The following is a 24300-nucleotide window of genomic DNA, read 5'->3' as shown; positions in this document are numbered from 1 at the left end:
TCCGGACTCGCCCACCAGCCCGGAGCACATCGTGACCATCACCCACGCCGACGTACGGGCCGCGGCCGCCCGTATCTCCGGGCACACCCGCCCCGTCACGCTCACCCCGGTGGACCCCGGGGCGTTCGGCGCCGCCGTGCGGGGCTGGCTGGCGCTGGAGTCCATGCAGCACACGGGGTCGTTCAAGGCACGCGGCGCGTTCAACTTCGTCCGGAGCCATGTCGAGCGGGACGCCATGCCCGAGACCGGCGTGGTCATCGCCTCCGGGGGCAACGCGGGCCTGGCCTGCGCCTGGGCCGCGGCCCGGCACGGCGTGCCCGCCACGGTCTTCGTCCCCGAGACGGCGCCCGCGGTCAAGGTCGGGAAGCTGCGCGACCTGGGCGCGGACGTACGCCTGGCCGGCAGCGAGTACGCCGAGGCCCTGGAGGCCTCGCAGAAGTACGCCGCCGAGAGCGGCGCGCTGGAGTCGCACGCCTACGACCATCCGCTCATCGCGGCCGGGGCGGGGACCTTGATGGAGGAGATCGTCACGGCGCTCCCCGGACTGGACACCGTGGTCGTCGCGGTCGGGGGCGGCGGACTGTTCGCGGGGGTCGCGGCGTCCGCGCTGGAGCACGGGGTGCGGGTGGTGGCGGTGGAGCCCGAGGGGTCGTGCGCGCTGCACGCGGCCGTCGCGGCCGGCGAGGTGGTGGACGTACCCGTCCACTCCGTCGCGGCGGACTCCCTGGGTGCGCGCCGGGCCTCCCGCACGGCCCTGGAGTGGGCGCTGAAGGACGGCGTGCGCTCTGTCCTCGTCCCCGACGAGGCGATCGTCGCGGCCCGCCGCACGCTGTGGGACCACCGCCGCCTCGCCGTCGAGCACGGCGCCGCGACCGCCCTCGCCGCCCTCACCTCCGGCGCCCACCGGCCCGCCCCCGGCGAGCGCGTCGCCGTCATCGTCTGCGGGGCGAACACGGATCCGTCCGACCTGGTGCGCGCTTCCTGAGGGCCCGTCCGACGGACGTCACGGCCCTGGCGCCCGCCGCGCCGACGGCGTACGAGCCGTGGAGTTCACCCGGAGGCCGGGCAGCGACGGCATCGCCGGGGTGCCCGGCGCGCAGAGGCACCGCCTCGGGCTCTGGCGGGCGCCGCTGTTCTTCGCCGGGATCACGGTGGCGGTGATCGCCGGAATGCGGGTGCTCGCGCCCGGCGCCGCCGATACGGCCGGCGGCGGCAGCGTGTCGGTGCTGGGCACGCTCGTGGGCGGAGTGTTCGACCGGCGGCGCCGGCTGCGGAAGGCGACCGCACACGCCCGTGCCCAGGGCGAATGGACCGTGCGCGTGGACGACGACGGCATGGGCAGCATGGGCCCGCTGCCGAAGCGGAACGCGGCCGCGCGCCGTCAGCGGTGCCCGGCCGGAAGGTGCTCGGCCCGGGCGGCGTGGATGAGGTCGCGCAGCGCTTCGTAGTAGACCCCGTGGTCGACCAGGACGGGGAGGACGGCGTTCATCGCCCCGGTCAGCGTGGGGAAGTCCTCGGGGTCGAGTGCGGCCAGGGCCGCACGGGCGGAGGTGACGGCCTTCTTCTCGTCCCGGTGGTCGCCGAAGGCGACGGCGCCGAGAGTGAGCAGATAGAGCCTGCGGTAGACGCGGATGGCCGTGTCCGCGTCCATGCCGGCGGCGACGCTGTGCGCCATCTGCGGCTCGACGAGCCGGCCCAGCATCTGCGGCCCCAGCCAGGAACGCCCGGCGCGCAGCGCCACCAGCCCGGGGTGCCGGCTGAGCAAGCCGTAGAGGCCGGTGAAGCGGGTCTCCGTCGCGGTGGCCCAGTCGCCCTCCGGGGGCACCAGCGGGAGGGACGCGGCGACGTGGTCGGCGCAGGCGCTCAGCAGCCCGTCGAAGTCGCCGCAGCGCCGGAAGACGGTGGCGTGCGAGACGCCGAGGCGCTGGGCCACCACGCGGAAACTGAGCCCCGCGGGACCGTCCTCGTCGATGACGGCGAGTGCCGTCTCCGCGACGGTGTCCAGGGTCGGCTGCTCGGCGGCCGCCGCCTGCTTCCTCTTCACGCGGCACAGCGTAGCGAGCGGTGTGTCAGACGGTGACGACGTCGAAGCGGACCTTGCCGCGCGGCTCCCCGTTGACCTGCAGTTCGAGGGCGTGCTCGCCGGGGTGGAAGACCCGGGTGCTGATCGGCTTGAACGAGCGCGTGCCGGTGTGCTCGCTGCGCTCCCCCGGCTGGAGGGTGCGGGTCGTCAGCTTGTAGACCTTGGGCGCCATGGCGCCGTTCGCCTTGCGGTAGTGCACGACGTAGTCGACGACGAGGCGGAGCGGCCGGTCGCCGTGGTTCTCCAGCCCGAAGGCGAAACGCAGTTCGCCGCCGACCGCGACGACGGGCCGGTGCACGGACGGCCCTTCGACGGTCAGGCCCGTGGCCGGCTCGAATCCCAGCAGCGCCAGCGCTCCTCGGTCTCCGCGCTTGACCGCGGTGCGCAGCGCGTGGCGGACGACCCGGGGCGTGTGCGCGTCGGGGGCCGCCGACCACCCGCGGGCCGTCTCGACGGCCAGGTCCACGCGGGCGTGGCTGATGTCGTTGACGTGGTTGGCGACGGACCTGCGGACGTACTCCGAGGGGTCCTTGTAGAGCTCGCCCAGGATCGGCAGGGTGGCCTCGGGCCGGGCGAGGATCGCCGGTACGCGCACCGCCCACGGCAGGCGGGGGCGGGTTCCCTCACTGGCCAGCCGGCGTACGTGCTCGTCCGGGTGCCCGGTCCACCGGGTGACGACGGCGAGCGCCCGGTCGAGGTCGGCGTTGAGCATGCGGCGGATGGCGAACTCGGCGGTCAGGCGCGGCGTCAGGTCCGCCAGCAGGTGGAGCCCGTCCTCGAAGGCCCTGCCCTCGGACGTGCCGGAGGCCAGGGCGGCCACGGCCTCGGTGACCGGCCAGATCATCCAGCCCGTGAAGCGCGGGTCGGGCAGCGCGGCCCGTACGACGGCCTCCAGGGCCGCCGGGTCCGCCGGGCCGGAGGCGAGCATCGCGTCCCGCACGAGGTCGCTGCGCTCGCGCAGCGCCAGGCCGTCCAGCGCCGGCAGGGTGTCGCGCACCGCGGCGGCCATCGGTGCCGGGCCGGCCGCCGCCAGGCAGTCGGCCAGCCCGGCGACGGCGGCGGGGCCGAGCAGTTCGTCCGCGGTGGGCACGGGGCCTGTTCCTCCGGTTCCTGTGGCGGGTCAGACGCGGTCGGGGTCGGCGTAGCGGGCGCGCATGAGCTCGCTCGCGGCGGGGCCCGCCGCGTAGACGAAGGCATCGCTGTCGTCGAGCCGCCGGCCGGTGGTGGCGTCGACCACGACCGGCTCGACCTCCTCGCCCGTCTCCGCGTCGACCAGGATCATGCTGCGCTGTTCCGGCGCGAGGCGGGAGTTGCCCCATGCGGCGAGGGCCACGACGACCGGGCGCAGTGAGCGGCCGAGGTCGGTGAGCAGGTACTCGTAGCGGGTCGGCTGGGTCTGGTACGGCCGCCGTTCCAGCAGCCCGTCCGCGACGAGGGTCTTCAGACGGGTGGTGAGCATGCTCGACGAGATGCCGAGGTTCTCCTGGAACTGGTCGAAGCGGGTGTACCCGTCGAAGGCGTCGTGCAGGATGAGCAGCGTCCACCACTCGCCGACGTGCCCGACGGTCGTCGACAGCGGGCACTCACGGTCCTCCAGCCGGATGCGGCTCACCATCTCGACCACCTCCGTGCGATCGGTGCCAGGGTCTGCGAACGTCGTCGCTTTCATGTTAGCAGCAACCCGGACACCGTCCGTCGGGCCCGGCGGTCAGACCTCGATCACCAGGCGTGCGATGAGGTCGTCGCGCAGGGTGAACCGGTAGCGCAGGTCGACGGTGCCGCCGGGGAAGTCTCCCTCCAGGTGCTGGACGGCGACGTAGTGGTGCGCGTCGGCGCGCTCGGCGCCGGTCAGTTCCGTGGTGTAGGTGTACTCGCTCGCCGCGGTCTCCAGCCACTCGCCGATCGCAGCCGCGCCGTGCCGCGTCGCGCCCTCGTCGGTCACGACCGCGTCGGCGGTGAACGCCGAGACGGCGGTGGCGGTGTCGCGGACGCGATGGGCGGCCAGGTAGCGGGTGATCACCTCGGGAAGGCCGGCGGTGGGGATGGACTGCGGTCCGGTGGTGTTCATCGTGTCCTCCAGGGGGTCGGGGCAGAGGGTGGGGCAGGTCAGAGAGTGGGGACGGTGCCGCCGTCGATGACGTGCTCGGCGCCGACGATGGCCGAGGCGCGGTCGGAGACGAGGAAGGCCACCAGCTCGGCGACCTCCTCGGGTTCGTTGGGGCGGCCGAGGGGGATGCCGCCGAGGGAGCCCATCAGGCGCCCGAGGGCGGCCTCGGTCGTGATGCCCGCCTCGCGGGCGATGCGGTCGACGAGGGCGTCGGCGGCCGCCGTCCGGACGAAGCCCGGCGAGACGGTGTTGACGCGGACGCCGTGCGGGGCGACCTCGTTGGCCAGTCCCTTGCTGTAGGTCGCCAGGGCGGCCTTGGCCGCGGCGTACGCGAGGGTGCCGTTCCACAGCGGCATCCGGCGCTGGATCGAGGTGACGTGGACGATGGCGCCCCGGCCGGAGGCGATCATTCCGGGGAGGAGGCCGCGGTCGAGGCGGACGGCGGCGAGGAGGTTGGTGTTCAGCTCCTTCACCCAGTCGTCCTCGCCCAGTGCCGCGAAGCCCCCGGCAGGTGCGTCGGAGTGACCGAGGTTGTTGACGAGGATGTCCACCCCGCCCACCCGGTCGGCCACCTCCCCGACGACGGCGGCGGCCCCCTCGGGGGTGGTCAGATCGGCCGCGACGAAGGCCTTCGGGTCGGCGTCCTCCGGCTCGTGCCGGGCCGTCACCAGGACGGTCGCACCGGCCTCGGCCAGTCTGCGGGCGATGGCCGCGCCGACGCCTTTGGTGCCTCCGGTGACCAGGGCGCGGCGGCCGGCAAGGGATTCGTTCGGGGCGATGCTCACATTGCACTCCAGGGTTACTGCTAGAACAGAAGTTATGACTTCGACCTTAGCACCCACTCGCGACACCGCCACCCCCGTCGCCCTCGCCCCCGGCATCGAGACCGGCGCCGAGCCCTCCCTGGCCGGACTGTGCCGAGCCCCTCCGTGGTGGCCGCGATGCTGGGAGAAGGGCTGCGCTACGAGGGCTTCGGACTGCGGATGCGGCGCCTTCAACAACATCCACTTCCACCACCTCCCCGTCCTCGCCCGCCCCGCGGGAGCCCCGGACCGCAGCGCCCCGCCCATCGCCGGCGACGACGCGGCCGCGAAGAACGCCGTCACCGCGCTGCTCGACACCCTGGGCTACGACACCGTGGGCGTCGGCCCGCTCGCCGAGGGCCCGGCGCTTCCAGCCCGGCACCCGCGCCTACGGGACGCCCTGCCTCAAGGACCCGCACGCCCGGCTCTGGGAGGACCCGGGGAGCCCGGCCGGCCTCGCCGAACTGCGCCGGGCCCTCGGCGCCGTGTAGCGCGCCCGCGCGCCACCACCGTGGACACCGCACATCCCGCGGGCGGATCTCGCGGGATGTGTGTTGTCCTGGCGCGGGCGGGCCGTCTCCTGTAGGTGGAGGCATCGCGGTCGCCGGGCGGCCGCGCGGTCGTGGACAGCGAGACCAAGTAGGGAAGAGTGGGGCCAGATGCGCAAGACGCACCGGAGCGGACCCGGCGCCGGGATGGTGGTGGCGGCCCGCTCGGGCGACCGGCAGGCCCTCGACCGGCTGGTGGGCGAGTGCCTGCCGCTGGTCTACAACATCGTCGGACGGGCGCTGGACGGCCATGCCGACGTGGACGACGTCGTACAGGAGACGCTGTTGCGCATGGTGCGGGGGCTGTCGGAGCTGCGGGACCCGGCGGCGTTCCGGTCCTGGCTGGTGGCGATCACGATCCGGCAGGTCCGCGACCGTGAACGGGACCGCGCCGTCGCGCGGCACCGCAGCGCGGGGCTGGAGGACGCCGAGCGCATACCGGACCCCGCCCTGGACTTCGCGGGGCTGACGATCCTGCGCCTCGGGCTCACCGAGCAGCGCCGCGAGGTCGCCGAGGCCACCCGGTGGCTCGACGGGGACGACCGTGAGCTGCTGTCGCTGTGGTGGCTGGAGGAGACCGGGGAACTGGACCGGGCCGAACTGGCCTCCGCGCTGGGCCTGTCGGACCGTCACGCGGCGGTGCGGGTGCAGCGCATGAAGAAGCAGATGGAGGCATCCCGCGTCGTCGTGCGGGCGCTGGGCGCGACACCCGGCTGCGGCGAACTGCGGGCGGCGGCCGCCACCTGGGACGGCGTGCCCAGTCCACTGTGGCGCAAGCGGTTCGCGCGGCACATCCGGGGGTGCGGTGTCTGCGGCGGGATGGAGGAGGGGCTGCTCCCCATGGACCGGCTGCTCAACGGGCTGCCGCTGCTCGCACTGCCCCCGGCGCTCGATCCGGGGCGGGTCGTCGCCGCCGTGACCGGGCACAGCGTGACCGGGCACGCCGCGACCGGCCCGGCGCCGGTGCCCCGCCCGGCCGGGCGCGGCGCCCACCGGGCCGCCGGCCGGGCCGCGTCACGCGGACTGCGGACCCCCGTCCTCGGCGCGGCGGCCGTCGCGGCGGTGGTGGCCACGGCACTGCTGGCCGCCCACCTCATGAGCGGTCCGTCGCCGGCACCCGAGGCGGACGCGCTGCCGGCGGCCTCCGCACCGGCTGCCACGGCGACGGCCACGCCCTCACCCCGCTCCCCCAGCCCGTCCCCCTCACCGAGCCCCTCCAGGAAGGCCACGAAGAAGCCCTCGGCACCGAAGCCGACCCGGCAGGCCCCCGCGGTACGGATCGCCTCGTCCGGCAAGAAGGGCGTCGGCGTGTGGACCTTCCCCGGGGTGGGCAAGGCCCTCGCCTCGTCCGGGGCGAGCTGGTACTACACCTGGTCCACGGGCCACCAGGACGTCGCAACGCCGCCGTCGGGCCGCTTCGTGCCCATGATCTGGGGGCCCGCCTCCGTCACCGCGGACTCCCTTGCCCAGGCGAAGGCGCAGGGCCCCTACCTGCTCGGCTTCAACGAGCCCGACATGGCGCAGCAGTCGAACATGTCGGTGGAGCAGGCCCTGACCCTGTGGCCGCGGCTGATGGACGCCGGCCGGATCCTCGGCAGCCCGGCCGTCGCCACGAACGGCGCCACTGCCGGCGGCTGGCTCGACCGCTTCATGTCGGGCGCCGAGGCGAAGGGCTACCGCGTCGACTTCATCACGCTCCACTGGTACGGCGGCGACTTCCGCACCTCGGAGGCCGTGTCACAGCTGACGTCCTATCTGGAGGCGGTCCACCAGCGCTACCACAAGCCGATCTGGCTGACCGAGTACGCCCTCATCGACTTCTCCCACGGCACCCGCTTCCCCACCGCCGGCCAGCAGGCCGCCTTCGTCACCGCCTCCACCAAGGCCCTGGAGGCCCTGCCCTACGTGCAGCGCTACGCCTGGTTCGGCCTCGGCGCCGACCCGGCCCGGCCCAGCAGCGGCCTGTTCACCGACGGCACGCACACGACCCCCGCGGGCCGCGCCTTCCAGGCGGCCGGCTGAGCACGCGCAAGTGAAGGCCGCGCCGGCGACCAGGGGGGGTGGGTAGTCGCGGGCGCGGCCGTACTCTTCGGGTTCCCGGGCGGGGCGGGTTCATGCAGCCCGTTCCCGAAAAAGGAACCTCCGCCCGGGTGAGGACCGTTGGGGAACCGAAGGGGTTGGGCATGAGAACGCGTCAGAAGGATCGCGACGTTCCCGGGCCGGAAGCGGCGTGGAACGAGGTCGCGCCGGGGCTGTGGATGGGCGGGCACTGCTGGACCGACTCGCAGGGCGAGCTGCAACCGGCCGTGGTGGGCGGCGAGTTCGACCTCGTCGTCAGTCTCTTCACGCGCTCCGGGCACGGCCCGCCGCCCGGCGTGGAGCACATCGTGGCCGAGATCCCGGACGGCCCGCACGCCCCCGGGCAGATCGAGGTGGTCCAGCGACTCGCCCGCACGGTCGCCGGGGCCGTGCGGGACGGACGCCGCACCCTGGTGCGCTGTCACTCCGGGTACAACCGGTCCGGGCTCGTCGTGGCGCAGGCGCTCGTGGAGAGCGGCCACGAGGTGAGCGCCGCCGTCGCGCTCGTCCGGGAGCGGCGCTCGCCGTGGGCGCTGAACAACGGGACCTTCGTGGAGTACCTCACCGCGGGCCTGGACGTGGCTCGCCTGCTGACGGGCCTGGAGCCCACGCCCGGATGACCGCCGCGCCCGCTCCCCGCTCCGGTGGCGAGGCCCGCGGTACGGCGCCTTACTGGAAGGTATGAAGGCCACGCCCCGTCACCCCTCCCCCCGGCGCGACCGCGCGCCCAGCAGCGGCCCGGTGATCCCGTGACGGCCCGCGACGGTTTCGGTCCCGCGCACGGGGTTCTGTGCGGGGCGGCCGCGGGCGCGGCGGGTACCACGGCGCTCAACACCGTGGGCTACCTGGACATGCTGCTGCGCGGCCGCGGCGCGAGCTCCGCCCCGGCGACGACGGTCGAGCGGCTCTCCGAGACCGCGCACGTGCCGATCCCCGGGGACGACGACGCCCGCCACAACCGCATCTCGTCCCTGGGCGCCCTCACCGGCATCGTGGCCGGGGCCGGCATGGGCGCGACGCTGGGCCTGGCCCTGGGCTGCGGCTGGCGGCCCGCGACCGTCGTGCTGACGGCGACGGCGACCGTGGGCGCGCTGATCGGCACCAACGGCCCGATGACCGTCCTGCGCGTGACCGATCCGCGCACCTGGTCGCGCTCGGACTGGATCTCCGACATCGTGCCGCACGTGGCGTACGCGCTGGTCACCACGGCCGTCCTCACCGGGCTCCGGGCGGGACGCGTACGTATTGCGCGATGAGCGCGAGCAGCGCCGTGAGCGCGGCGCCGGGCCGGCGCACCGAGGAGTAGGCGACCCCCAGCGACCACTCGAGGGGCCCGCCCGCGACGGGGCGCACGCACACGCCCGGGTCGTCCGCGGCGACCGCGAAGGACGGCATGATGGCCACGCCGAGGCCCTGCCGGACGTAGTCGGCGGTCATGGTGATGTCGGTGACCTCGATTACCACGAAGCGCTCCAGGCCTGCGGCGGCGAACGCCCGGTCGACGACCAGGCGGTTCCCGAAGCCCACGGGCGAGTCGATGAAGTGCCCGCCCGCCAGGTCGGCGAGGTCCACCGAGGATCCGGCTCCGGCCGGGTGGCCGGCGGGCAGGACCGCCGTGAGCGGCACCGTGGCCAGCGACCGGACGGTCAGCCCGGCCGGCGGCCTGCCGGGCAGCGAGACGAACGCGACGTCCAGCTCGCCGTCGACAAGGCCCTGGACGAGGCCCGCGGTACCGCCGATCGACGCGCTGAGCCGGATGCCGACCCGGGGATGGTCGGCGTGGAAGCGGCCGAAGAGCCCCGGCAGGTCGATGAGGGCGATGGAGGTCATCGTGCCGACGCGTACCGTGCCGCGCAGCCCGCCGGCGACCTGGCCGACGGCGTCCCGGGCCGCCTGCGCGGCGGCCAGCGTCGCCCGGGCCTCGGGGAGCAGCGCCTCCCCCGCGGCGGTGAGGGCCACCTGCTTGGACGTGCGCTCGAACAGCGGCGCCCCCAGCTCGTGCTCCAGCGCCCGGACGGCCGCCGACACCCCGGACTGCACGACGTGCAGCCGGCGGGCGGCTCGCGTGAAGTTCAGCTCCTCGGCGACGGCGAGGAAGTACTCGAGGTGGCGGAACTCCATGACTGACCATCCATCAGATTGATCGATGCGAGCACGAATCATCGTTGGACGCGATGGTACTGCTCGACGCACTCTTTGAGCGTTCAATCATTTCGTCCGCTCAGGAGAAGATGTGTCCCCCCAGACGGCCACCGCACGGCACGCCGGCAGGCCCGCCCCCCGCGCCAGCGTCACCGCCCGCCCTCCCGTCCGCTCCGACCACCGGCGCCCCCTCGGGCACGGCTCCGGCTTCTGGGTCATCGCCTTCGCCTTCCTCGTGGCCATGGCCTTCACCGCCGTACCGGCTCCGCTGTGGGCGCTCTACCAGGCCCGTGAGGGCTTCTCCACCTTCATGGTCACGGTCGCCTTCGCCGCCTACGCGGTCGGGGTCGTCGTGAGCCTCTTCCTCGCCGGGCACGTCTCCGACTGGCTCGGCCGGCGCCGCGTCCTGCTGCCCGCCGTGATCGTCGAGGCCCTCTCGGCGGTGATGTTCCTGACGTCCACGTCGCTCGGGGTCGTGATCGCCGCCCGCGTCGTCTCAGGGCTGGGCGTCGGGATGATCACCGCCACCGCCACCGCGCACCTGTCGGAGCTGCACACCACCGCGCGGCCGCACGCGGGGCGGGGCCGCTCCGACCTGATCTCGACCACCGCCAACATGGGCGGCTTCGCCGTGGGCCCGCTGCTGTCCGGACTGCTCGCCCAGTACGCGGGCGCGCCGCTGCGCACCCCGTACCTGGTCTTCCTCGGGCTGCTGCTGCTCGCCGCCGCGGGTGTGGCGCTCGTGCCGGAGACCGTGGAACGGGCCGCGGAGCGACCCGCCTACCGGCCGCAGCGCGTCACGGTCCCCCCGGCGGCCCGCCCGGCGTTCTTCGCCGCCTGCGGGGCGACGCTGGCGGCCTTCGCGGTGCTGGGCCTGTTCACGTCGGTGGGGCCCGGGTTCGTCGCGGTACGCTGCACCACCCGTCGCGCGCGCTGGCCGGTCTGGTGCCGTTCCTGGACTTCGGTTGCGCGGCCGGCGCGCAGGCGCTGCTGCTGCGGGTCCGCCCCCGGCGTCAGCTCGCCACCGGCCTCGCCGCGATGGTGACCGGGCTGGCCGCGGTGACCGCGGCCGTGTGGCTGCCGAGCTTCGGCCTGTTCCTGGCCGGCGGCATGGCCGCCGGCGCCGGTGCCGGGGTGCTCTTCAAGGGCACCGTGTCCACGGTGGTCTCCCTCGCGGAGCCGCGCCGCCGCGGCGAGGCCCTCGCGGGCCTGTTCCTGGCCGCGTACATCGGCCTGGCGGTGCCGGTCCTCGGGCTCGGCGTCGGCACGCTGTACGTCTCGCAGCGACTGGCGCTGCTCGGTTTCGCCGCCGTGCTCATCGCGATCTGCGCGGCCGTCAGCCGCCGCCTCCTGCGCCGCTGAGACCGGGCTTCTGCGCGGCCCGAACGCCGCGCGGTACGGGATTCAGGCAGGTGTCGCCGAGGGTTCCCCGTGCTCTGCCCGGCGTTCACCCGGGCGGAGGAGTGTGCCGGGGTCCGTGCACACACCACCCGTTCAGGAGAGCCGCCGTGTGCCAGCCTGGATCCTGTGAACACCGTCACGAACCGTTCCCGACCCCGCACGAGGCGGGCGGAGGGACGCCCGGACCGGGCCGCCGGGCCCTGCTGATGGCCGGCGGGATCGCCGGCGCGGCGGGCGTCCTGACGCTCGCGCCCGTGACCTTCGCCGGGGCGGCCGAGTCGGGTACGCCCGAGGGCGGCGAGGTCACCAAGGTGATCACCGGCCGTCTCGGCACCGGGGTGCCCGACTTCGTGTACCTGCCGGTCGAGGTACCCCGCGGCGTCAACCAGATCTCGGTCTCCTACACCTACGACAAGCCGCCCGTGCCGGCCGGCACGCAGGGCAACTCCTGCGACATCGGCGTCTTCGACGAGCACGGCACCGCGCTGGGCGGCCGCGGATTCCGCGGCTGGTCGGGCGGTGCGCGCACCGCGTTCGTCGTCAACAGCGACAGCACCACGCCCGGTTACCTGCCGGGGCCGGTGAACCACGGCACATGGCACATCGTGCTGGGCCCCTACCAGACCGCCCCGCAGGGCGTGGAGTACTCGGTCGGCGTGACCCTGCGGTACGGCCCACCCGGGGCGCCCTTCGTACCGTCCTACCCCGCCGAGCGCGCCAAGGGCCGCGGCAGGGCCTGGTACCGGGGCGACGCGCACCTGCACACCATGCACTCCGACGGCAGTTCTACCTCGACGCCTGCGGGTTCCGGCCGACGAGCGCGGGCCTGATCGCCCTGTGAGGCGATCGGGCTCAGTACCCGGGGAAGAGCGCGCGCAGGTCGTCCAAGGTGATGCCGTCGCGCGCGGTCACACCGTCCTGTGGGCGGTTGCGGCCGTAGACCAGGCGGAGCACGGCCTCGGAGGGCCCGGACACCGCTCCCGAGGTCTCGGCCCCTTCGCAGGGGAGGATGTGCAGCTCGGATCCGAGGGTGAGGCACAGGACGCGCTCGGGGTCGGTGAACTCCATGGCGATCTGGCGCGGACCGAGCCGGGTGAGAGTGTCCCCGTCGCGGCTGCGCGAGGCGACCATGTCGATCCGGTCCCACAGCAGCGCCACTTCCGGGGCGGGGATGGTGTCGGCCGCGTCGAGGCCCACCGCCACGTCCCAGGTGTGCACGGACTGCTCGGACAGCCAGTAGCCGGTGAAGTCCGTGAAGCCCACCGGCCCGGTGAAGTACGGCACCGTCACCGACGCGCGTACCCCTGCGTCGACGGAGTCCAGCAGCCGCAGCAGCGCGGATTCCGCCTCCTGCCAGGCATCGCGTTGCGCCGTCGGCTTCAGGGAGATCCACTGCTCCGAGACGTCGGTGATCTCCTCCCGGGAGGGCCTGGTGAGGTCCCCGGTGAGACCGCGGCGCACGGCCGCCGCGCACAACTCGGCGCCCGTGCCCAGGTGGACCAGCACCTGCGCGAGGCTCCAGCCGTCGGCGAACGACGGAAGGAGCAGCTCCTCGCCGGTGAGGCCGCCGACCGTGGCGCCCAGGCGCCGTGAGGCCGTGTGCATCGCCGCCAGCCGGACGTCGGTGGTGTCCATGGTCCTCCTCCTCACGGGGACGCTCCGTACGGCCGGGAGGAGGGGCGTCCCTTCGTACCAGGCAACCTCGCGCTGCGCCCGATCCCAAGCGGGCCGCCATGCGCGCCCCCGAGGGACGTCATAAGCGGCGCTTCTGCCGGTGCTCCGGGGCGCGCAGGAGACGGGCCGGTGGGTCTGCTTCTGGCCGCTCCCGGTATGCGCGCGCCCTCGCGATGCGGCGGCTCCAAGGCCGCCGCCCTGCGCGACGCGATCCACACCCACCCCACGTCGACGGAGGCCTTCAGCGACGTCCCGGCGACGGTCGTCCGATCCGACGACCAGCGCGAGGGAGCCGGCCGGCGCCCGCGTTCACAAGGTCGCGTCGAGGTCCTCGGCGTAGTACGCGACGGCCCCCCGGTAGCGAGCGATGTCGGGGTCGGTGCTGCTGTCCGCAAGCAGCGTCAGCAGGATCCGCATGGCCTCGCGGTGTCCGCCGGTGTTGTACAGGGCCATCGCCAGGAAGGTCCGCAGCGCGCCGTCGCGGGGGAAGTCGATGAGGGCCACGCGCAGCAGCCGGACCGCCTCGTCGTAGCGGCCGAGTATCCGGTAGGTGCTGCCCAGGCCCAGCAGCGCGCCGCGCCGGTCGTCCTCGGACAGCCCTGCCCCGCGCAGGGCCAGCTCGTAGAAGGGCACCGCCTCCGCCTCCAGGCCCAGCACGTCGTGTGCCCACGCCGCCTGGTAGGCGACCTGTGCGTCCCCCGGGAACCGCTCCGCGAGGGCGACCAGCTGCTGCCTGGCCGCCTCCGCCTCCCCACGCTCACGCAGCCCCACCGCGGCCGCCAGCAGTTCGTCCCGCCCCTGATCGTTCTCGTTCATGCGCACATCCTGGCAGCCGCGCGCCCCCCTCGTGCACGACACCGACACAGTGACGACCTGGCGGAATACGCCCGTTGTCGACCGGTTGCCTCGCTTGCGAAGCCATGTTCCGGAAAGCCCGACTCCGGTTCACCTGAAGTGGTTTGATACCTCGCAGGACGTCGGCGGCGGCGCCGGCCACCCGGCACGCGCGGGCGGACGGCATGTTCTCCGCACGCTCGGCGGGGGCCGGAACGCCCGCACGGACCGGAGCGCGTTCCGGAACGGCGACACCTTCACCGGCGGCCCCCGGCTCTGATGTAACGTCCTGCTTCCGCCGCGCGCGTGACCCGCGCACGGCCCGTTCCCAACAGGGGGGAATCCCATGACCAAGCACGCCCGCATCGGCGTGGCCGCGTTCGCCGCGGCCTGTGCCACCGCGGTCCTCATACCGAGCCAGGCGCACGCCGCCGAGTACAGCTCGGCCCTCAAGATCCGCGGGGCGCAGTACGACGCGCCGGGCCGGGACTCCAACAGCTGCTCCTCCGGCAACACCCGCGCGGAGTACCTGACGATCAAGAACTACTCGGCCTCGGCGACGATCAATCTCCGGGGCTACGTCGTCAAGGACGCCACGGGCAACCGCTTCGCCTTCACCGCGAACCACTACCTCCAGCCCGGGGACTTCGTGAAGCTGCGCGGCGGCAACGGCACGGACTCGGACAAGAACAACGTGGTCTACCGCGACAACTGCAACTTCCTGTGGAACAACGACCGCGACACGATCTACCTCTACAAGCCCTCCGGCGGCCGCTCGGACGTCCACGCGTACACCAAGCGCGGCTCCGACGCGGACGGCGACGGCTACATCCGCTTCCACAGCTGAGGCGCGGCCACCCCCGCCCCGGACGCCCGCGCCGCCGCTGTTCCGCTCAGGCGGCCGCGGCGCCGGGGATGGGCACGGGGCGGGGATGGTGCAGGCGCAGGCGGTGGACCCGGCCCGCGGAGTCGTGGGTCATCAGCCAGGCGACGGTGGGCGGGCAGTGGTCGGGATGGTCCGGCGGATTGAGGATGTCCATCTCCCAGACGGTCAGCGAGCGCCCGGCGACGGCGTGCGCGAGCCGCTGGCGCACCCCGGCGGTCAGGTCGCATTCCATGCCGCGGATCAGCAGGCCGCTGTCCCCCACCCGCTCCTTGCCGCTGAGGAGGGCGACTTCGGGTGACCAGCGTTCCCGCAGGAGGTCGGCGAAGTGGCCGCGTTCGGCCGCCGCCAGGGTCTCGCGGGCCTCGGTCCTGCTGGCCCTGGTGCGCCGGGCGGTGTCGTCGTGGGCGCCGTCGGCGGTGGCCGCGAGCGCCTGGGCGAGCTTCGCCCGCGCCTGGCTGAGCCGGCTGCGGACGGTACCGACGGGCAGCCCGCAGGCCGAGGCGATCTGCTCGTACGAACTCACGCCGCTGGTGAAGTGGCGCAGCACGAGCGGCAGCCGCAGCGCCGGGGAGAGCTGCTCGACGGCCTCCCAGATCCAGTCCCGCAGCGCGTTGTCCTCCAGCCAGCGCTCGGGGCCGGAGTCCGCCGCGCGCAGGACGAGGTCGTCGAGCGGCCCGGTCGGCGCCGTCCCGCGCAGCAGCGAGCGGGCGCCGTTGCGGACGACCATCCGCAGCCACGGCCCGACCGCGGCGGGGTCGCGGACGTCGCCCACGCGGCGCAGCGCGGTCAGCGCGGCGTCCTGCAGCACGTCGTCCACGTCGGGCCCCGGGCCCAGGATGCTCAGGGCGACGGCGCGCATGCCGGCCCGGTGACGTTCCAGGAGCAGGCCGAGCGCAGCGACGTCACCGGTCTGCGCGGCCCGGGTGAGCGCCACGTCCTCGGCGCGCGCGCCCTCGGACCCGTCCAGGCTCATCGCGCCCCTTCCGACGTCGTGCCCCTCCAGCGGATGCTACGACGTCGGCGCGTCGACCCGGAAACGCCTCCCCCGGGGGCCTCGGCGGCCCGCGCGGGCGCCACGCCCTCCGCCGGCTCCCGGACGTCACCGCGCAGGCCGGGCCTACCCGGCCTCGCGGACCTCCGCCACGTACCGCAGCAGGGCCCGCATCCGGTCCGGGGACCACGGCAGGTTCCGCGCGAGTTCCTCGCCGCGCTCGTCCCAGAGCCGCCGCGCGGCCGCCTTGGTCGCCTCGCCCTCCTCCCCCGCGGCATGGAAGCGGCTTCCCAGGGCGTCCCACCGTGCGACCAGCTCCCTGGCCTCCGGGTCGTCGGCGGGGGTGCCCGCATCGGCGTGCGACAGCAGCGCCTCGACGAGCCCGGTCCACCCGGACTTCGCGGCCTCCACGTCCTCCGGCCCCATCTCGGCCCTGCGCGCGGCCAGTTGCTCCTGCTGTTCGGTGGTGAAGTGGGTCTCGAACACGGACATCGTCTCCAGGGTCGTCATGAATTGTTCGGGATCGGGCATCGACGCCCCGTCCATCCGCCCGAGGAGCCCGCGGAGCTGCGCGGTGAGCTGCTGGATCCGCCCGGCCTGCGCCTCCAGCGCGGACAGCTGGGCGGTCAGCAGTTCGCGCATCGACCCGAGGTCCTCCGCGGTGTCCGCGAGCACGCGCCGGATCTCGTCCAGCGGCAGCCCGAGCGCGCGCAGTGCCCGCACCCGGTAGAGGCGCCGTACGTCCCGCGCGGTGTAGCGGCGGTGTCCGGAGGCGGTGCGTGCGCTCGCCCCGAGCAGGCCGATCTCGTCGTAGTGGCGCAGCGTGCGGACGGTCGTCCCGGTGGCGCGGGCCACCTCACCGATGCTCCACAGCCGCCTGTCGTCGTCGTTCCCGATCACGCCGACCACGCTAGGACCTCCCGTTACGGCCGGTTCAAGCCCGGCACGCGGGGTGCGGGGCCCGCATCGGCCCCGTCCCGGGGTTCCCCGGAGGGAAGCCCGTCCCTCAGCGGCGGCCGGGCATCTGCGCGAGGAGCGTGGCCGCGGGGCGCTTCGCACCCGCGCCGGGCTCCTGCACCAGTCGTGCCGTGACGGTGAGACCGGCCTCCTCGACCAGCGCGGCGATCCGCGGGGCCGGGATCGGATGCAGCCCGAAGGAGACCGGACGGCCGCCGTACGCGCGCTCCGGGTAGACGTGCTCGTCCTCGCCGGCCCGGCCGGCGAGCATCAGGTGGCCGCCGGGTGCCAGGACGCGCTGGACCTCGGCGGAGACGACGGGAAGCAGCTCGGGCGGCGTGGTACGCGAGGGCGCCGCCGAGTCCACCGTCGCCGATGTCGAGCGCGGTCATGGAACCGACCGTGAACCGCAGGTGCGGCTGGGCCCGCCGGGCGGGCTCGACCATCCGCGGCGACAGGTCGACCCCGTACGCGGGCACGCCGGGTGCGGCGAGCTGCGCCGTCACGTACCCCGGGCCGCATCCCAGGTCCGCCGGCGGGCCCCGGTCGGCGGTGCGGGCGGTCTCGGCGAAGTCGGCCGGCATGGCGCGGGATAGCGGGTCGAGTCCGTCCGGGGTGCTGGCGGCGTGGTCGGCGGCGAGGGTGTCGTACGACTCGCGGACCGCCGCGCGGCAGGCGTGTTCGGGCACCGCGAGAGCCTGCCCACCGCAGGGGTCAGCACAGTACCCGGAGGTCTCCCGGCCGGATCCGCGCGGTGACCGGGAGGGCGGCCTCCACCTCGCCGTCCGCGCCGTACGGGACGGTGCGGTCGGCCTCGATGCGGATCTCCTTGCCGCGCACGATCTCGACCTGGGGGCGCTCGACGTGCGCGCCGGTCTTGAGCTCGTTCATCAGCGCGAAGAAGAGGCGGCGCGGCGCGTCGTGGATCATGACGACGTCGAGCAGCCCGTCGTCGACCCGGGCGCCGGGCGCGATGGCCCGGCCGGAGCCGTAGTAGCCGGAGTTGGCGGCGACGACGGTGTAGCCGCGGCGTTCGTGGACGACGCCGTCGACGGTGACGCGGTAGGCGGCGGCGCGCCAGCCGGCCACCGCCCGCAGCCCGCCCGCGTAGTAGGAGGCCGGACCGCGCAGCAGCCGGGCGGTGTTGGCGTGGTGGTTGGCGACCGCGTCGACGCCGGCGTAGACGCTGCCGAGGACCACGGTCCGGTCGTGGACCGCCGACTCGACCTCGATGGTGTCGACGGCGCGCGGCTCGTTCCGCAGCAGGATCCGGGCGAGTTCGGCGGGCCCGGAGGGCAGGCCGAGGGCGCGCGCGAAGTCGTTGCCACGGCCGGCCGGGACAAGGCCGAGGACGGCGCCGGTGCCGCTGAGGGCGCCGCCGATGCCGCCCACGATGCCGTCACCACCGACGGCGAGGACGACGTGGCCGCGCTCCCCGGCCCGGCGTGCCAGGTCCTGCGCGTGCCGGAGGCTGTCGCTGTAGGCCGTCTCCAGTTCCGCCCCCGCCTCCCGGAGCAGTCTCGCCAGCGGGAGGAGGGCTGCCGCCCCGGTGGAGCCGCCGGCGGTGGGGTTGACGACGGCCGTGAACTGTCGCATGTGGCGTGCCTCCGGGGCGGGGACGGCGGATCGGCGGGCGGCGGTCGGGAGCTCGGCGGCGGGCCGGGGGTGGCGGACCGGGGGTGGCGGACCGGGGACGGCGGGTCAGCGGGTGGGCAGCAGGATGCCGGGGTTGAGGAGCCCGTCGGGGTCGAGCGCGTCCTTGACGGCGCGCAGGGCCTCGATGCCGAGCGGGCCGGCTTCCCGGACGTACCAGTCGCGGTGGTCGGTGCCCACGCCGTGGTGGTGGGTGATGGTGCCGCCCGCGGCGAGGATGGCCTCGTTGGCGGCCGCCTTGGCGTGGGCCCAGTGCGCCACGGGCTCCTCGCCCTGCGCCGAGACGACGGTGAAGTAGAGCGAGGCGCCGTTCTCGTAGACGTGCGAGATGTGGCACATCACCAGCGGCGGGGTGCCGGCCGCCGCCAGTGTCGTGGTGAGGGCCTCGCGCACGGAGTCGTACAGCTCCGCGATCCGGGACCAGAAACCGGCGGTCTCCAGGGTCTCGGCGAAGGCGCCCGCGTCGAGGAGCGAGTCCCGCAGATAGGGGGCGGAGAAGCGGCCGTGCGCCCAGCGCTCGCCGGGCTCCTCGCCCAGGTATTCGCCGCCGCACTCGCGCAGTACGGCCGCGGCCTGCTCCCGGCGCAGAGCGGTGTCCTGCGCGGTGCCCTCGTAGCCGGCGATCGCCGTGCAGCCGGCGGACGCGGCCCCGTCCGAGCCGATCGCGTCGGGCTGGGCGAGGCCGACCATCGTCTCGGTCTCGTCCGACAGGCGGAGCACCGTCGGGCGGGGCCCGTCCTGGGCGAGTCGGCGCAGAGCCGCGGCGCCCTCGGCGAAGGAGGCGAAGCGCCAGCCCTCGTAGACCTTGACCTGGGGGATCGGGCGGATCCGCACCGTCACGGAGGTGATGACGCCCAGAGCGCCCTCGGAGCCGAGGACGAGCTGGCGCAGGTCGGGTCCCGCCGCGGAGCGGGGGGCCCGCCCGGCGTCGAGGGTGCCCTGCGGGGTGGCGACGGTCAGGCCCAGCACCATCTCGTCGAAGCGGCCGTAGCCCGCGGAGGCCTGGCCGCTGGAGCGGGCGGCGGCGAATCCGCCGATGGTGGCCCACTCGTAGGACTGGGGGAAGTGGCCCAGGGTGAAGCCCTGGTCGGCCAGGAGCGCCTCGGCCTCGGGGGCGCGCAGCCCCGGTTGGAGGATCGCGGTCCGGGAGACGGCGTCCAGGGACAGCAGCCGGTTCATGCGGCGCAGGTCCAGCGCGATGAAGGGGCGCCGCCGCTGCGGGGCCAGGCCCCCGACGACGGAGGTGCCGCCGCCGAAGGGGACGACGGCGAGGCCGTGTTCGGCGCAGACCGCGAGGACCGCCAGGACCTCGTCGTGGCCGGCGGGCAGCACGACGGCCGCCGGGATGTCGGCGACGTCTCCGGCGCGGATGCGCAGCAGGTCGGGGGTGGACTTGCCGCGCGTGTGGCGGATCCGGGTCTCGGCGTCCGTGCGCACGTGGGCCGGGTCGCCCACGCAGTCGACGAGGTCCTGCCGGGCCTCCTCGGTGAGCGGGGACTCGGGTACGGCGATGTCCTCCAGTGCGGTGGTCTCCGCGCCTCGGGGCTTGACGCCCAGCAGGTCGCGCAGCAGGCCGATCACGGTGTCGGGCAGCGGGGCCGCTTCGGCCGGGTCGCCCCAGCCGCTCCACAACATGTCCACGGGCTCGTCCTCACCGGTCGTTTCTGGGGGTGCCGTCTCCTGCGGCCCTCACTGGGCGTTACACTGTGACACATGACGCCTATTCGTCACAACACCTCGGACAGCGATCCGGTGCTCGACGCGGTCCGCGACTGCGTCCTGGCCGTCGGTGTCCGCCGCACGACCCTGACCGACGTGGCCCGCCGCGCCGGCGTCTCCCGTATGACGCTCTACCGGCGGTGGCCCGACGTGCGCACGCTCGTCGGCGACCTGATGACCCGTGAGTGGGTCTCGGTCGCGGTGCAGGCGATGCCCGAGCGGCACGAGGGCACCAGCACCCGGACACACATGGTCGAGGGGCTGGTGGCGGGCGTGCGCGCTTTCCGCCGTCATCCGCTGTTCGTCAAGATCCTCGACGTCGACCCCGAGCTGCTGCTCCCCTATGTGCTGGACCGCCGGGGCGCGAGTCAGGACGCGCTGCTGGGGCTCATCGCCGGCGCCCTGGAGGAGGGCCACACGGACGGCTCGGTCCGCACCGGCCACATCGTCCGGCAGGCCCGCTCCGTGCTGCTGGTCGTCCAGTCGTTCACCCTCTCGCTGCGCACCATGACCGACGAGGAGGACTCCGGCCTGACCTCCGAGGCCTTCCTCGGGGAGCTGCGGGACATCCTGGAGAGGACCCTCGCCCCATGAGCCCCTCAAGCCCCATGGGCCCCTCAAGCCCCACAAGCAGCCCGGGCCCCGCACCCGCGTCCTCGCTCACCGCGGCGCGGCGCGCCCGCGAACTGGCGGGACTCGCCGCCGGCGGGCAGGTGGACGTCCTTGTCGTCGGCCTCGGCGCCACCGGTGCGGGTGCGGCTCTCGACGCGGCGTCCCGCGGGTTGTCGGTCGCCGCGATCGACGCCCACGACCTGGCCTTCGGCACCTCCCGGTGGAGCTCCAAGCTGATCCACGGGGGTCTGCGCTACCTGGCCTCCGGCCAGTTGGACGTCGCGTACGAGAGCGCGGTGGAGCGCGGCGTGCTGATGGAGCGCACCGCCCCCCATCTCGTCCGCGCCCAGCCCTTCGTGCTGCCGCTGACCCGGCTGGTCTCGCGCGGCCAGGCCGCGCTGGCCTGGTCCGGATTCCGGGCCGGCGACGCGCTGCGCCTGTCGGCGCGGACGGCACGGGCCACGCTCCCGGCACCGCGCAGGCTGTCCGCGGTGGAGACCCGCCATCTCGCGCCCGCCCTGCGCACGGCGGGGCTGCGCGGCGGCCTGTTGTCCTGGGACGGGCAACTCGCCGACGACGCCCGCCTGGTGACCGCGATCGCCCGGACCGCCGCGGCGCACGGGGCGCGTGTCCTGACGCGGGTCCGCGCGGTCTCGCTCAGCGGCTCGGGCGCCGTCGTACGCGACGAACTGACCGGCGAGGAGCACACGATCCGGGCCCGAGCGGTGGTCAACGCCTCCGGCGTGTGGGCGGGCGGCCTGGTCGACGGCGTACGGCTGCGGCCGTCCCGGGGCACGCACCTGGTCCTGCGCTCCGACGGCCTCGGCGGCCTCGGCGGCCTGCCCGCGGGCCTGCACATACCGATCCCCGGCGAATCCAACCGCTTTGTGCTCGTCCTGCCGCAGGGCGACGGACGGGTGTACGTCGGGCTGACCGACGAGCCGGTCGACGGTGCCGTCCCCGACGTGCCGGAGGCGCCCGAGACGGACATCGGCTTCCTGCTCGACGTCCTCGGCACGGCGCTCGACGTCCCCGTCCACCGAGGCGACGTGGTGGGGGCGTTCGCCGGGCTGCGCCCGCTGCTCGACACCTCCGCCGACGGCTCGGGCAGCACCGCCGACATCTCGCGCAGGCACGCGGTGCTCACCTCCCCCGAGGGGGTGGTGACCGTCGTCGGCGGCAAGCTCACCACCTACCGCCGCATGGCCCAGGACGCCGTCGACGCGGCCGTCGCGGCCCGCGGGCTCGGCGCCGGACCCTGCCGCACCACGTCGCTCCCGCTCGTGGGCGCCGCCGCGCCGCACGTGCTCAGCGGCCTGAAGGCCCCGCGCCGCCTGGTGCAGCGCTACGGCACCGAGGCCCCCGCCGTGCACGCCCTCGGTGCCGCCGACCCCGCCCTGCGGGAGCCGGTCGTGCCCGGCCACCCCGTCACGCGCGCCGAACTGGTGTGGGCCGTACACCACGAGGGGGCGCTCGACACCGGCGACCTCCTCGACCGGCGGACCCGCCTAGGGCTCGTCCCGGCCGACCGCGAGACGGCGCTGAAGGCGGCCGAGGAGGCACTGGCGGGGGCGTGAGACCCGGCCGCCAGGATCACGGGGCCACGGCGGGCCCGGGGGTGCGGTCCCCGGCGCGCCAGCCGGCTTCGAGGCGGTCGAGGAGCGTGCGGTACGCGAGGTCCGCGCGCCCCTCGTCGCCGTCGGCGAGGGACGCTACGAGCATGCCGAAAGCGCCGTCCACCAGCATGCGGGCCTCGATACGGGCACGTTCCCCGCTCATTCCGAGGCCCTCGAAGACGGGGGCGAGGAGATCGGCCCACTCGGTGATCACACCGCCCAGGTAGGGGCCGTGCCGCTCGGGCCGCAGCATGGAGGAGGCCATCGACTGGAAGTACAGCGGCAGCAGCGCACGCCGCTCGGGGGCGCGGATCTCCCGCCACAGCGCCTCCGCCAGGCGCCGCGTGCCCGTCGCGTCCCGGGGTGTGCCGACGGCGTCGACGACCTTGCGGAAGCGCAGGATGGGCCGGTCGGCGTCCCGTGCGAGCGCCTCGGCGACCAGGCGTTCCTTGGTCCCGAAGTAGTAGAGGAGCATCCGGTCGCTCGTGCCCAGAGCCCGGGCCATCGGCCGCAGGGACAGGTCCGCCAGGCCGTGCGCGACCACGTACTCCCGTACGCGGTCGAGGAGTTCCCGCCGCTTGGCGGGATCGGGCCGTCGCGACATCACGTCCTCCGATGACCGATTCGTAGGCAATTGTAAGTTTCTTTACCGTAACACCCGCTACATGTATATTCGATAGATGTAGCGAGTGCTACAGCAAAGGTGGCCGGGCTCCCGGCCCTGGCAGCGAAGGGAATGATCACCATGGCCGCCCAGGCCGTCGGCACAGACGAAGGGCGCACCCCCACGTCCTGGCTCGCCAGGCAGCTCAGACTGTGGTCCCGCACCCTGGAGCCCGTGCGCCCCCTGCACGCTCCGGCCGGACGCACCACCGCCCGGCACTCCTCCTGGCCGCTGACACACGAGCTGACCTCCGTCGGCCGCGCCCGGAGGCTGGTCACGGCCCAGGCGGGCGGCTGGGGCCTCGGCGATCTCGCCGACACCCTGGAACTGCTGGTCAGCGAGCTGGTCACCAATGCCCTGCGGCACGCGCGCGGGCCGGTCCGGCTGAACCTGCGCATCCAGGACGCCTTCCTGCGGTGCGAGGTCGAGGACATCAGCCCCCGCACCCCCGTCCGGCGCATCGCCGGCAGCGCGGCGGAGGGCGGACGCGGCATCGACATCCTCGCCCTGCTCAGCGACGCCTGGGGCACCGACCGGACGGCGACCGGCAAGACGACGTGGTTCGAGCTGACGGTGCCCGCCGCCTGACGGACCGGCCCGCCCCGGTGACACCGCACCTACTCACCAGTAGCCTCGGTTCTGTCGTCAGCGGGCGGGAGAGGAGCGGTGAGCATGCCGGACCACAGTGATGTCGAGGCCTTCTACGAGCGGGTGGCGGACGATCGCTTCGTCCCGACCGCCCGCACGCGCGGCCCCTGGGACCCGGCCTGCCAGCACGCCGGGCCGCCCGCGGCCCTGCTCGGCCGCGCGGTGCAGACGCGTCCGGGCGCCCGCGAGGACATGCGCCTGGTACGGATCACCTTCGAGATCCACAGCCCGGTACCGCTGGCCCCGCTCACCGTGACCACCCGCGTGCTGCGCGAGGGCCGCAGCGTGGAGCTGGTCGAGGCCTCCCTGGCTCCGGACGGCGGGGCGGAGATCATGCGGGCGCGGGCCCTGCGCATCCGCATCGCGCCCGGCACCGTACCCGCCGCGCTGGGCGATCCCGGTTCCGCCGCCCCGGAGCCCGCCCCTCCCGGACCCGGACAGGCCCGCCCCGAGCCGTTCTTCCCCGTACCGTGGGACACCGGCTACCACACGGCCATGGAGACCCGCTTCGCCTCCGGTTCCTTCCTCGACCGCGGGCCCGCCACCTGCTGGCTGCGGATGCGCGTCCCGCTCGTCGCGGGAGAGAAGACCGCTCCCCTGGATCGCGTGCTGGTGGCCGCGGACTCCGGCAACGGGGTGAGCAACGTCCTGGACTTCGCCACGCACCTGTTCGTCAACCCCGATCTCACCGTCCATCTCCACCGCCACCCCGTGGGCGAGTGGGTCTGCCTCGACGCCCGCACCACCGTCGACCCCGACGGGGTGGGCATGGCGGAGACCGCCCTCCACGACGAGCAGGGCCCCATCGGGCGCGGTGTGCAGAGCCTGTTCGTCGCCCCGCGCCGCTGAGCGGCGGCGAGGTGGGGCGGGGCGTCGCGGCCCG

Annotated in this window: 27 protein-coding genes and 2 pseudogenes; 14 read left to right on the top strand and 15 right to left on the bottom strand. The window is 74.6% G+C overall.

Translation table 11 applies throughout. From position 1 onward, the window contains the following. Positions 1-28 precede the first annotated feature (28 nt). Positions 29-985, top strand: a complete 957-nt coding sequence (locus tag OIE69_RS38475) for a threonine/serine dehydratase (protein ID WP_326581536.1) — start codon at positions 29-31, stop codon at positions 983-985. Between the two features lie 58 nt (positions 986-1043). Beyond that, complete coding sequence (locus OIE69_RS38470; RefSeq protein WP_326579648.1) at positions 1044-1448, top strand: hypothetical protein; 405 nt, start codon at positions 1044-1046, stop codon at positions 1446-1448. On the opposite strand, the gene OIE69_RS38465 is transcribed toward OIE69_RS38470, so the two are convergent. The 5 genes from OIE69_RS38465 to OIE69_RS38445 all read right to left on the bottom strand — a co-directional run bounded on the left by OIE69_RS38465 (position 1382) and on the right by OIE69_RS38445 (position 4975). Then, positions 1382-2044 (bottom strand): TetR/AcrR family transcriptional regulator, encoded by a 663-nt coding sequence (locus tag OIE69_RS38465; RefSeq protein WP_326579646.1) that lies wholly within the window; start codon positions 2042-2044, stop codon positions 1382-1384. The genes OIE69_RS38470 and OIE69_RS38465 overlap by 67 nt on opposite strands. Positions 2045-2069: 25 nt before the next feature. After that, a complete protein-coding gene (locus OIE69_RS38460) occupies positions 2070-3173 on the bottom strand; it encodes a DNA alkylation repair protein (RefSeq protein WP_326579644.1) in 1104 nt (367 codons plus the stop codon). A gap of 30 nt (positions 3174-3203) precedes the next feature. Further along, on the bottom strand, positions 3204-3698 hold the full coding sequence (locus OIE69_RS38455; RefSeq protein WP_326579641.1) for a winged helix-turn-helix transcriptional regulator: 495 nt from the start codon (positions 3696-3698) through the stop codon (positions 3204-3206). Between the two features lie 93 nt (positions 3699-3791). Beyond that, positions 3792-4151, bottom strand: coding sequence for a nuclear transport factor 2 family protein (locus OIE69_RS38450; protein ID WP_326579639.1), 360 nt, complete (start codon positions 4149-4151; stop codon positions 3792-3794). 38 nt (positions 4152-4189) lie between these two features. Beyond that, entirely contained in the window at positions 4190-4975 is a 786-nt protein-coding gene (locus OIE69_RS38445) for an SDR family oxidoreductase (protein WP_326579637.1), read from the bottom strand. Positions 4976-5009: 34 nt separating this feature from the next. Here OIE69_RS38445 and OIE69_RS38440 point away from each other — a divergent pair, with 34 nt between their 5' ends. From OIE69_RS38440 to OIE69_RS38425, 4 genes are all read left to right on the top strand, one after another. Further along, complete coding sequence (locus OIE69_RS38440) at positions 5010-5579, top strand: NAD(P)-binding domain-containing protein (protein ID WP_326579635.1); 570 nt, start codon at positions 5010-5012, stop codon at positions 5577-5579. A gap of 73 nt (positions 5580-5652) precedes the next feature. After that, complete coding sequence (locus tag OIE69_RS38435; RefSeq protein ID WP_326579633.1) at positions 5653-7563, top strand: sigma-70 family RNA polymerase sigma factor; 1911 nt, start codon at positions 5653-5655, stop codon at positions 7561-7563. Positions 7564-7724: 161 nt separating this feature from the next. Beyond that, on the top strand, positions 7725-8240 hold the full coding sequence (locus OIE69_RS38430) for a protein-tyrosine phosphatase family protein (RefSeq protein ID WP_326579631.1): 516 nt from the start codon (positions 7725-7727) through the stop codon (positions 8238-8240). Between the two features lie 129 nt (positions 8241-8369). Next, positions 8370-8876 carry a hypothetical protein gene (locus OIE69_RS38425; RefSeq protein WP_326579629.1) on the top strand — a complete coding sequence of 169 codons (507 nt, stop codon included), beginning with the start codon at positions 8370-8372 and terminating at the stop codon, positions 8874-8876. Here OIE69_RS38425 and OIE69_RS38420 read toward each other — a convergent pair. Beyond that, entirely contained in the window at positions 8836-9741 is a 906-nt protein-coding gene (locus OIE69_RS38420; protein WP_326579627.1) for a LysR family transcriptional regulator, read from the bottom strand. The two genes, OIE69_RS38425 and OIE69_RS38420, sit on opposite strands and share 41 nt — an antisense overlap. A gap of 112 nt (positions 9742-9853) precedes the next feature. On the opposite strand from OIE69_RS38420, the gene OIE69_RS38415 reads away from it, so the two are divergent. From OIE69_RS38415 to OIE69_RS38405, 3 genes and pseudogenes are all read left to right on the top strand, one after another. Next, entirely contained in the window at positions 9854-10807 is a 954-nt protein-coding gene (locus OIE69_RS38415; RefSeq protein WP_326579625.1) for an MFS transporter, read from the top strand. Beyond that, the gene (locus OIE69_RS38410; protein WP_326579623.1) at positions 10801-11124 is read left to right on the top strand and encodes a hypothetical protein; all 324 of its coding nucleotides are present in this window, start codon (positions 10801-10803) and stop codon (positions 11122-11124) included. The genes OIE69_RS38415 and OIE69_RS38410 overlap by 7 nt, the downstream gene beginning before the upstream one ends. Before the next feature lie 245 nt (positions 11125-11369). Next, positions 11370-11990 (top strand): annotated as a pseudogene (locus OIE69_RS38405) (CehA/McbA family metallohydrolase); the annotation flags it as partial. 25 nt (positions 11991-12015) lie between these two features. Here the strand turns inward: OIE69_RS38405 and OIE69_RS38400 are convergent. Together OIE69_RS38400 and OIE69_RS38395 are read right to left on the bottom strand one after the other, a co-directional pair. Continuing rightward, complete coding sequence (locus OIE69_RS38400) at positions 12016-12798, bottom strand: maleylpyruvate isomerase N-terminal domain-containing protein (protein ID WP_326579621.1); 783 nt, start codon at positions 12796-12798, stop codon at positions 12016-12018. A gap of 348 nt (positions 12799-13146) precedes the next feature. Next, on the bottom strand, positions 13147-13653 hold the full coding sequence (locus OIE69_RS38395; protein ID WP_326579620.1) for a tetratricopeptide repeat protein: 507 nt from the start codon (positions 13651-13653) through the stop codon (positions 13147-13149). A gap of 364 nt (positions 13654-14017) precedes the next feature. Between OIE69_RS38395 and OIE69_RS38390 the strand changes: the two genes are divergently transcribed. Beyond that, positions 14018-14518: a lamin tail domain-containing protein gene (locus OIE69_RS38390; protein ID WP_326579619.1), complete on the top strand. Its 501-nt coding sequence runs from the start codon at positions 14018-14020 to the stop codon at positions 14516-14518. Between the two features lie 46 nt (positions 14519-14564). On the opposite strand, the gene OIE69_RS38385 is transcribed toward OIE69_RS38390, so the two are convergent. The 6 genes and pseudogenes from OIE69_RS38385 to OIE69_RS38365 form a co-directional block, all read right to left on the bottom strand. Continuing rightward, positions 14565-15530, bottom strand: coding sequence for an RNA polymerase sigma factor (locus OIE69_RS38385; protein WP_326579618.1), 966 nt, complete (start codon positions 15528-15530; stop codon positions 14565-14567). Positions 15531-15674: 144 nt separating this feature from the next. After that, positions 15675-16448, bottom strand: a complete 774-nt coding sequence (locus OIE69_RS38380) for a MerR family transcriptional regulator (protein WP_326579617.1) — start codon at positions 16446-16448, stop codon at positions 15675-15677. A 106-nt stretch (positions 16449-16554) separates the two neighbouring features. Then, positions 16555-16872, bottom strand: coding sequence for a hypothetical protein (locus tag OIE69_RS44855; protein WP_392567709.1), 318 nt, complete (start codon positions 16870-16872; stop codon positions 16555-16557). A gap of 49 nt (positions 16873-16921) precedes the next feature. Then, positions 16922-17089: pseudogene (locus OIE69_RS44850) on the bottom strand (class I SAM-dependent methyltransferase); the annotation flags it as partial. A 130-nt stretch (positions 17090-17219) separates the two neighbouring features. Then, entirely contained in the window at positions 17220-18101 is an 882-nt protein-coding gene (locus tag OIE69_RS38370; RefSeq protein ID WP_326579616.1) for a diacylglycerol kinase family protein, read from the bottom strand. A 105-nt stretch (positions 18102-18206) separates the two neighbouring features. After that, entirely contained in the window at positions 18207-19799 is a 1593-nt protein-coding gene (locus OIE69_RS38365) for an FAD-binding oxidoreductase (protein WP_326579614.1), read from the bottom strand. A gap of 72 nt (positions 19800-19871) precedes the next feature. Between OIE69_RS38365 and OIE69_RS38360 the strand changes: the two genes are divergently transcribed. Then, the gene (locus OIE69_RS38360; protein ID WP_326579612.1) at positions 19872-20471 is read left to right on the top strand and encodes a TetR/AcrR family transcriptional regulator; all 600 of its coding nucleotides are present in this window, start codon (positions 19872-19874) and stop codon (positions 20469-20471) included. A 14-nt stretch (positions 20472-20485) separates the two neighbouring features. Next, positions 20486-22066 (top strand): glycerol-3-phosphate dehydrogenase/oxidase, encoded by a 1581-nt coding sequence (locus tag OIE69_RS38355; RefSeq protein ID WP_326581535.1) that lies wholly within the window; start codon positions 20486-20488, stop codon positions 22064-22066. Between the two features lie 16 nt (positions 22067-22082). Here OIE69_RS38355 and OIE69_RS38350 read toward each other — a convergent pair whose 3' ends face one another. Continuing rightward, the gene (locus tag OIE69_RS38350; RefSeq protein WP_326579610.1) at positions 22083-22709 is read right to left on the bottom strand and encodes a TetR/AcrR family transcriptional regulator; all 627 of its coding nucleotides are present in this window, start codon (positions 22707-22709) and stop codon (positions 22083-22085) included. Between the two features lie 141 nt (positions 22710-22850). On the opposite strand from OIE69_RS38350, the gene OIE69_RS38345 reads away from it, so the two are divergent. Together OIE69_RS38345 and OIE69_RS38340 are read left to right on the top strand one after the other, a co-directional pair. Beyond that, positions 22851-23357: an ATP-binding protein gene (locus OIE69_RS38345; protein ID WP_326579608.1), complete on the top strand. Its 507-nt coding sequence runs from the start codon at positions 22851-22853 to the stop codon at positions 23355-23357. A gap of 84 nt (positions 23358-23441) precedes the next feature. Continuing rightward, positions 23442-24266 carry a thioesterase family protein gene (locus tag OIE69_RS38340; protein WP_326579607.1) on the top strand — a complete coding sequence of 275 codons (825 nt, stop codon included), beginning with the start codon at positions 23442-23444 and terminating at the stop codon, positions 24264-24266. Positions 24267-24300: the final 34 nt, after the last annotated feature.

The organism is Actinacidiphila glaucinigra (assembly GCF_035918135.1).
In the GTDB taxonomy this organism is placed as follows: domain Bacteria; phylum Actinomycetota; class Actinomycetes; order Streptomycetales; family Streptomycetaceae; genus Actinacidiphila; species Actinacidiphila glaucinigra.
The sequence above is the reverse complement of the archived record's forward strand: the minus strand, read 5'-3'. Positions and strand labels throughout refer to the sequence as shown.

What these genes read in the sequence shown, in the direction of transcription:
- OIE69_RS38385 (WP_326579618.1), bottom strand. Translation starts at nt 15,530, where the DNA reads ATGAGCCTGGACGGGTCCGAGGGCGCGCGCGCCGAGGACGTGGCGCTC.
- OIE69_RS38435 (WP_326579633.1), top strand. Translation starts at nt 5,653, where the DNA reads ATGCGCAAGACGCACCGGAGCGGACCCGGCGCCGGGATGGTGGTGGCG.
- OIE69_RS38350 (WP_326579610.1), bottom strand. Translation starts at nt 22,709, where the DNA reads ATGTCGCGACGGCCCGATCCCGCCAAGCGGCGGGAACTCCTCGACCGC.
- OIE69_RS38340 (WP_326579607.1), top strand. Translation starts at nt 23,442, where the DNA reads ATGCCGGACCACAGTGATGTCGAGGCCTTCTACGAGCGGGTGGCGGAC.
- OIE69_RS38430 (WP_326579631.1), top strand. Translation starts at nt 7,725, where the DNA reads ATGAGAACGCGTCAGAAGGATCGCGACGTTCCCGGGCCGGAAGCGGCG.
- OIE69_RS38355 (WP_326581535.1), top strand. Translation starts at nt 20,486, where the DNA reads ATGGGCCCCTCAAGCCCCACAAGCAGCCCGGGCCCCGCACCCGCGTCC.
- OIE69_RS38400 (WP_326579621.1), bottom strand. Translation starts at nt 12,798, where the DNA reads ATGGACACCACCGACGTCCGGCTGGCGGCGATGCACACGGCCTCACGG.
- OIE69_RS38390 (WP_326579619.1), top strand. Translation starts at nt 14,018, where the DNA reads ATGACCAAGCACGCCCGCATCGGCGTGGCCGCGTTCGCCGCGGCCTGT.
- OIE69_RS38450 (WP_326579639.1), bottom strand. Translation starts at nt 4,151, where the DNA reads ATGAACACCACCGGACCGCAGTCCATCCCCACCGCCGGCCTTCCCGAG.
- OIE69_RS38370 (WP_326579616.1), bottom strand. Translation starts at nt 18,101, where the DNA reads ATGCGACAGTTCACGGCCGTCGTCAACCCCACCGCCGGCGGCTCCACC.
- OIE69_RS38420 (WP_326579627.1), bottom strand. Translation starts at nt 9,741, where the DNA reads ATGGAGTTCCGCCACCTCGAGTACTTCCTCGCCGTCGCCGAGGAGCTG.
- OIE69_RS38440 (WP_326579635.1), top strand. Translation starts at nt 5,010, where the DNA reads ATGACTTCGACCTTAGCACCCACTCGCGACACCGCCACCCCCGTCGCC.
- OIE69_RS38395 (WP_326579620.1), bottom strand. Translation starts at nt 13,653, where the DNA reads ATGAACGAGAACGATCAGGGGCGGGACGAACTGCTGGCGGCCGCGGTG.
- OIE69_RS38360 (WP_326579612.1), top strand. Translation starts at nt 19,872, where the DNA reads ATGACGCCTATTCGTCACAACACCTCGGACAGCGATCCGGTGCTCGAC.
- OIE69_RS38410 (WP_326579623.1), top strand. Translation starts at nt 10,801, where the DNA reads ATGGTGACCGGGCTGGCCGCGGTGACCGCGGCCGTGTGGCTGCCGAGC.
- OIE69_RS38455 (WP_326579641.1), bottom strand. Translation starts at nt 3,698, where the DNA reads ATGGTGAGCCGCATCCGGCTGGAGGACCGTGAGTGCCCGCTGTCGACG.
- OIE69_RS38345 (WP_326579608.1), top strand. Translation starts at nt 22,851, where the DNA reads ATGGCCGCCCAGGCCGTCGGCACAGACGAAGGGCGCACCCCCACGTCC.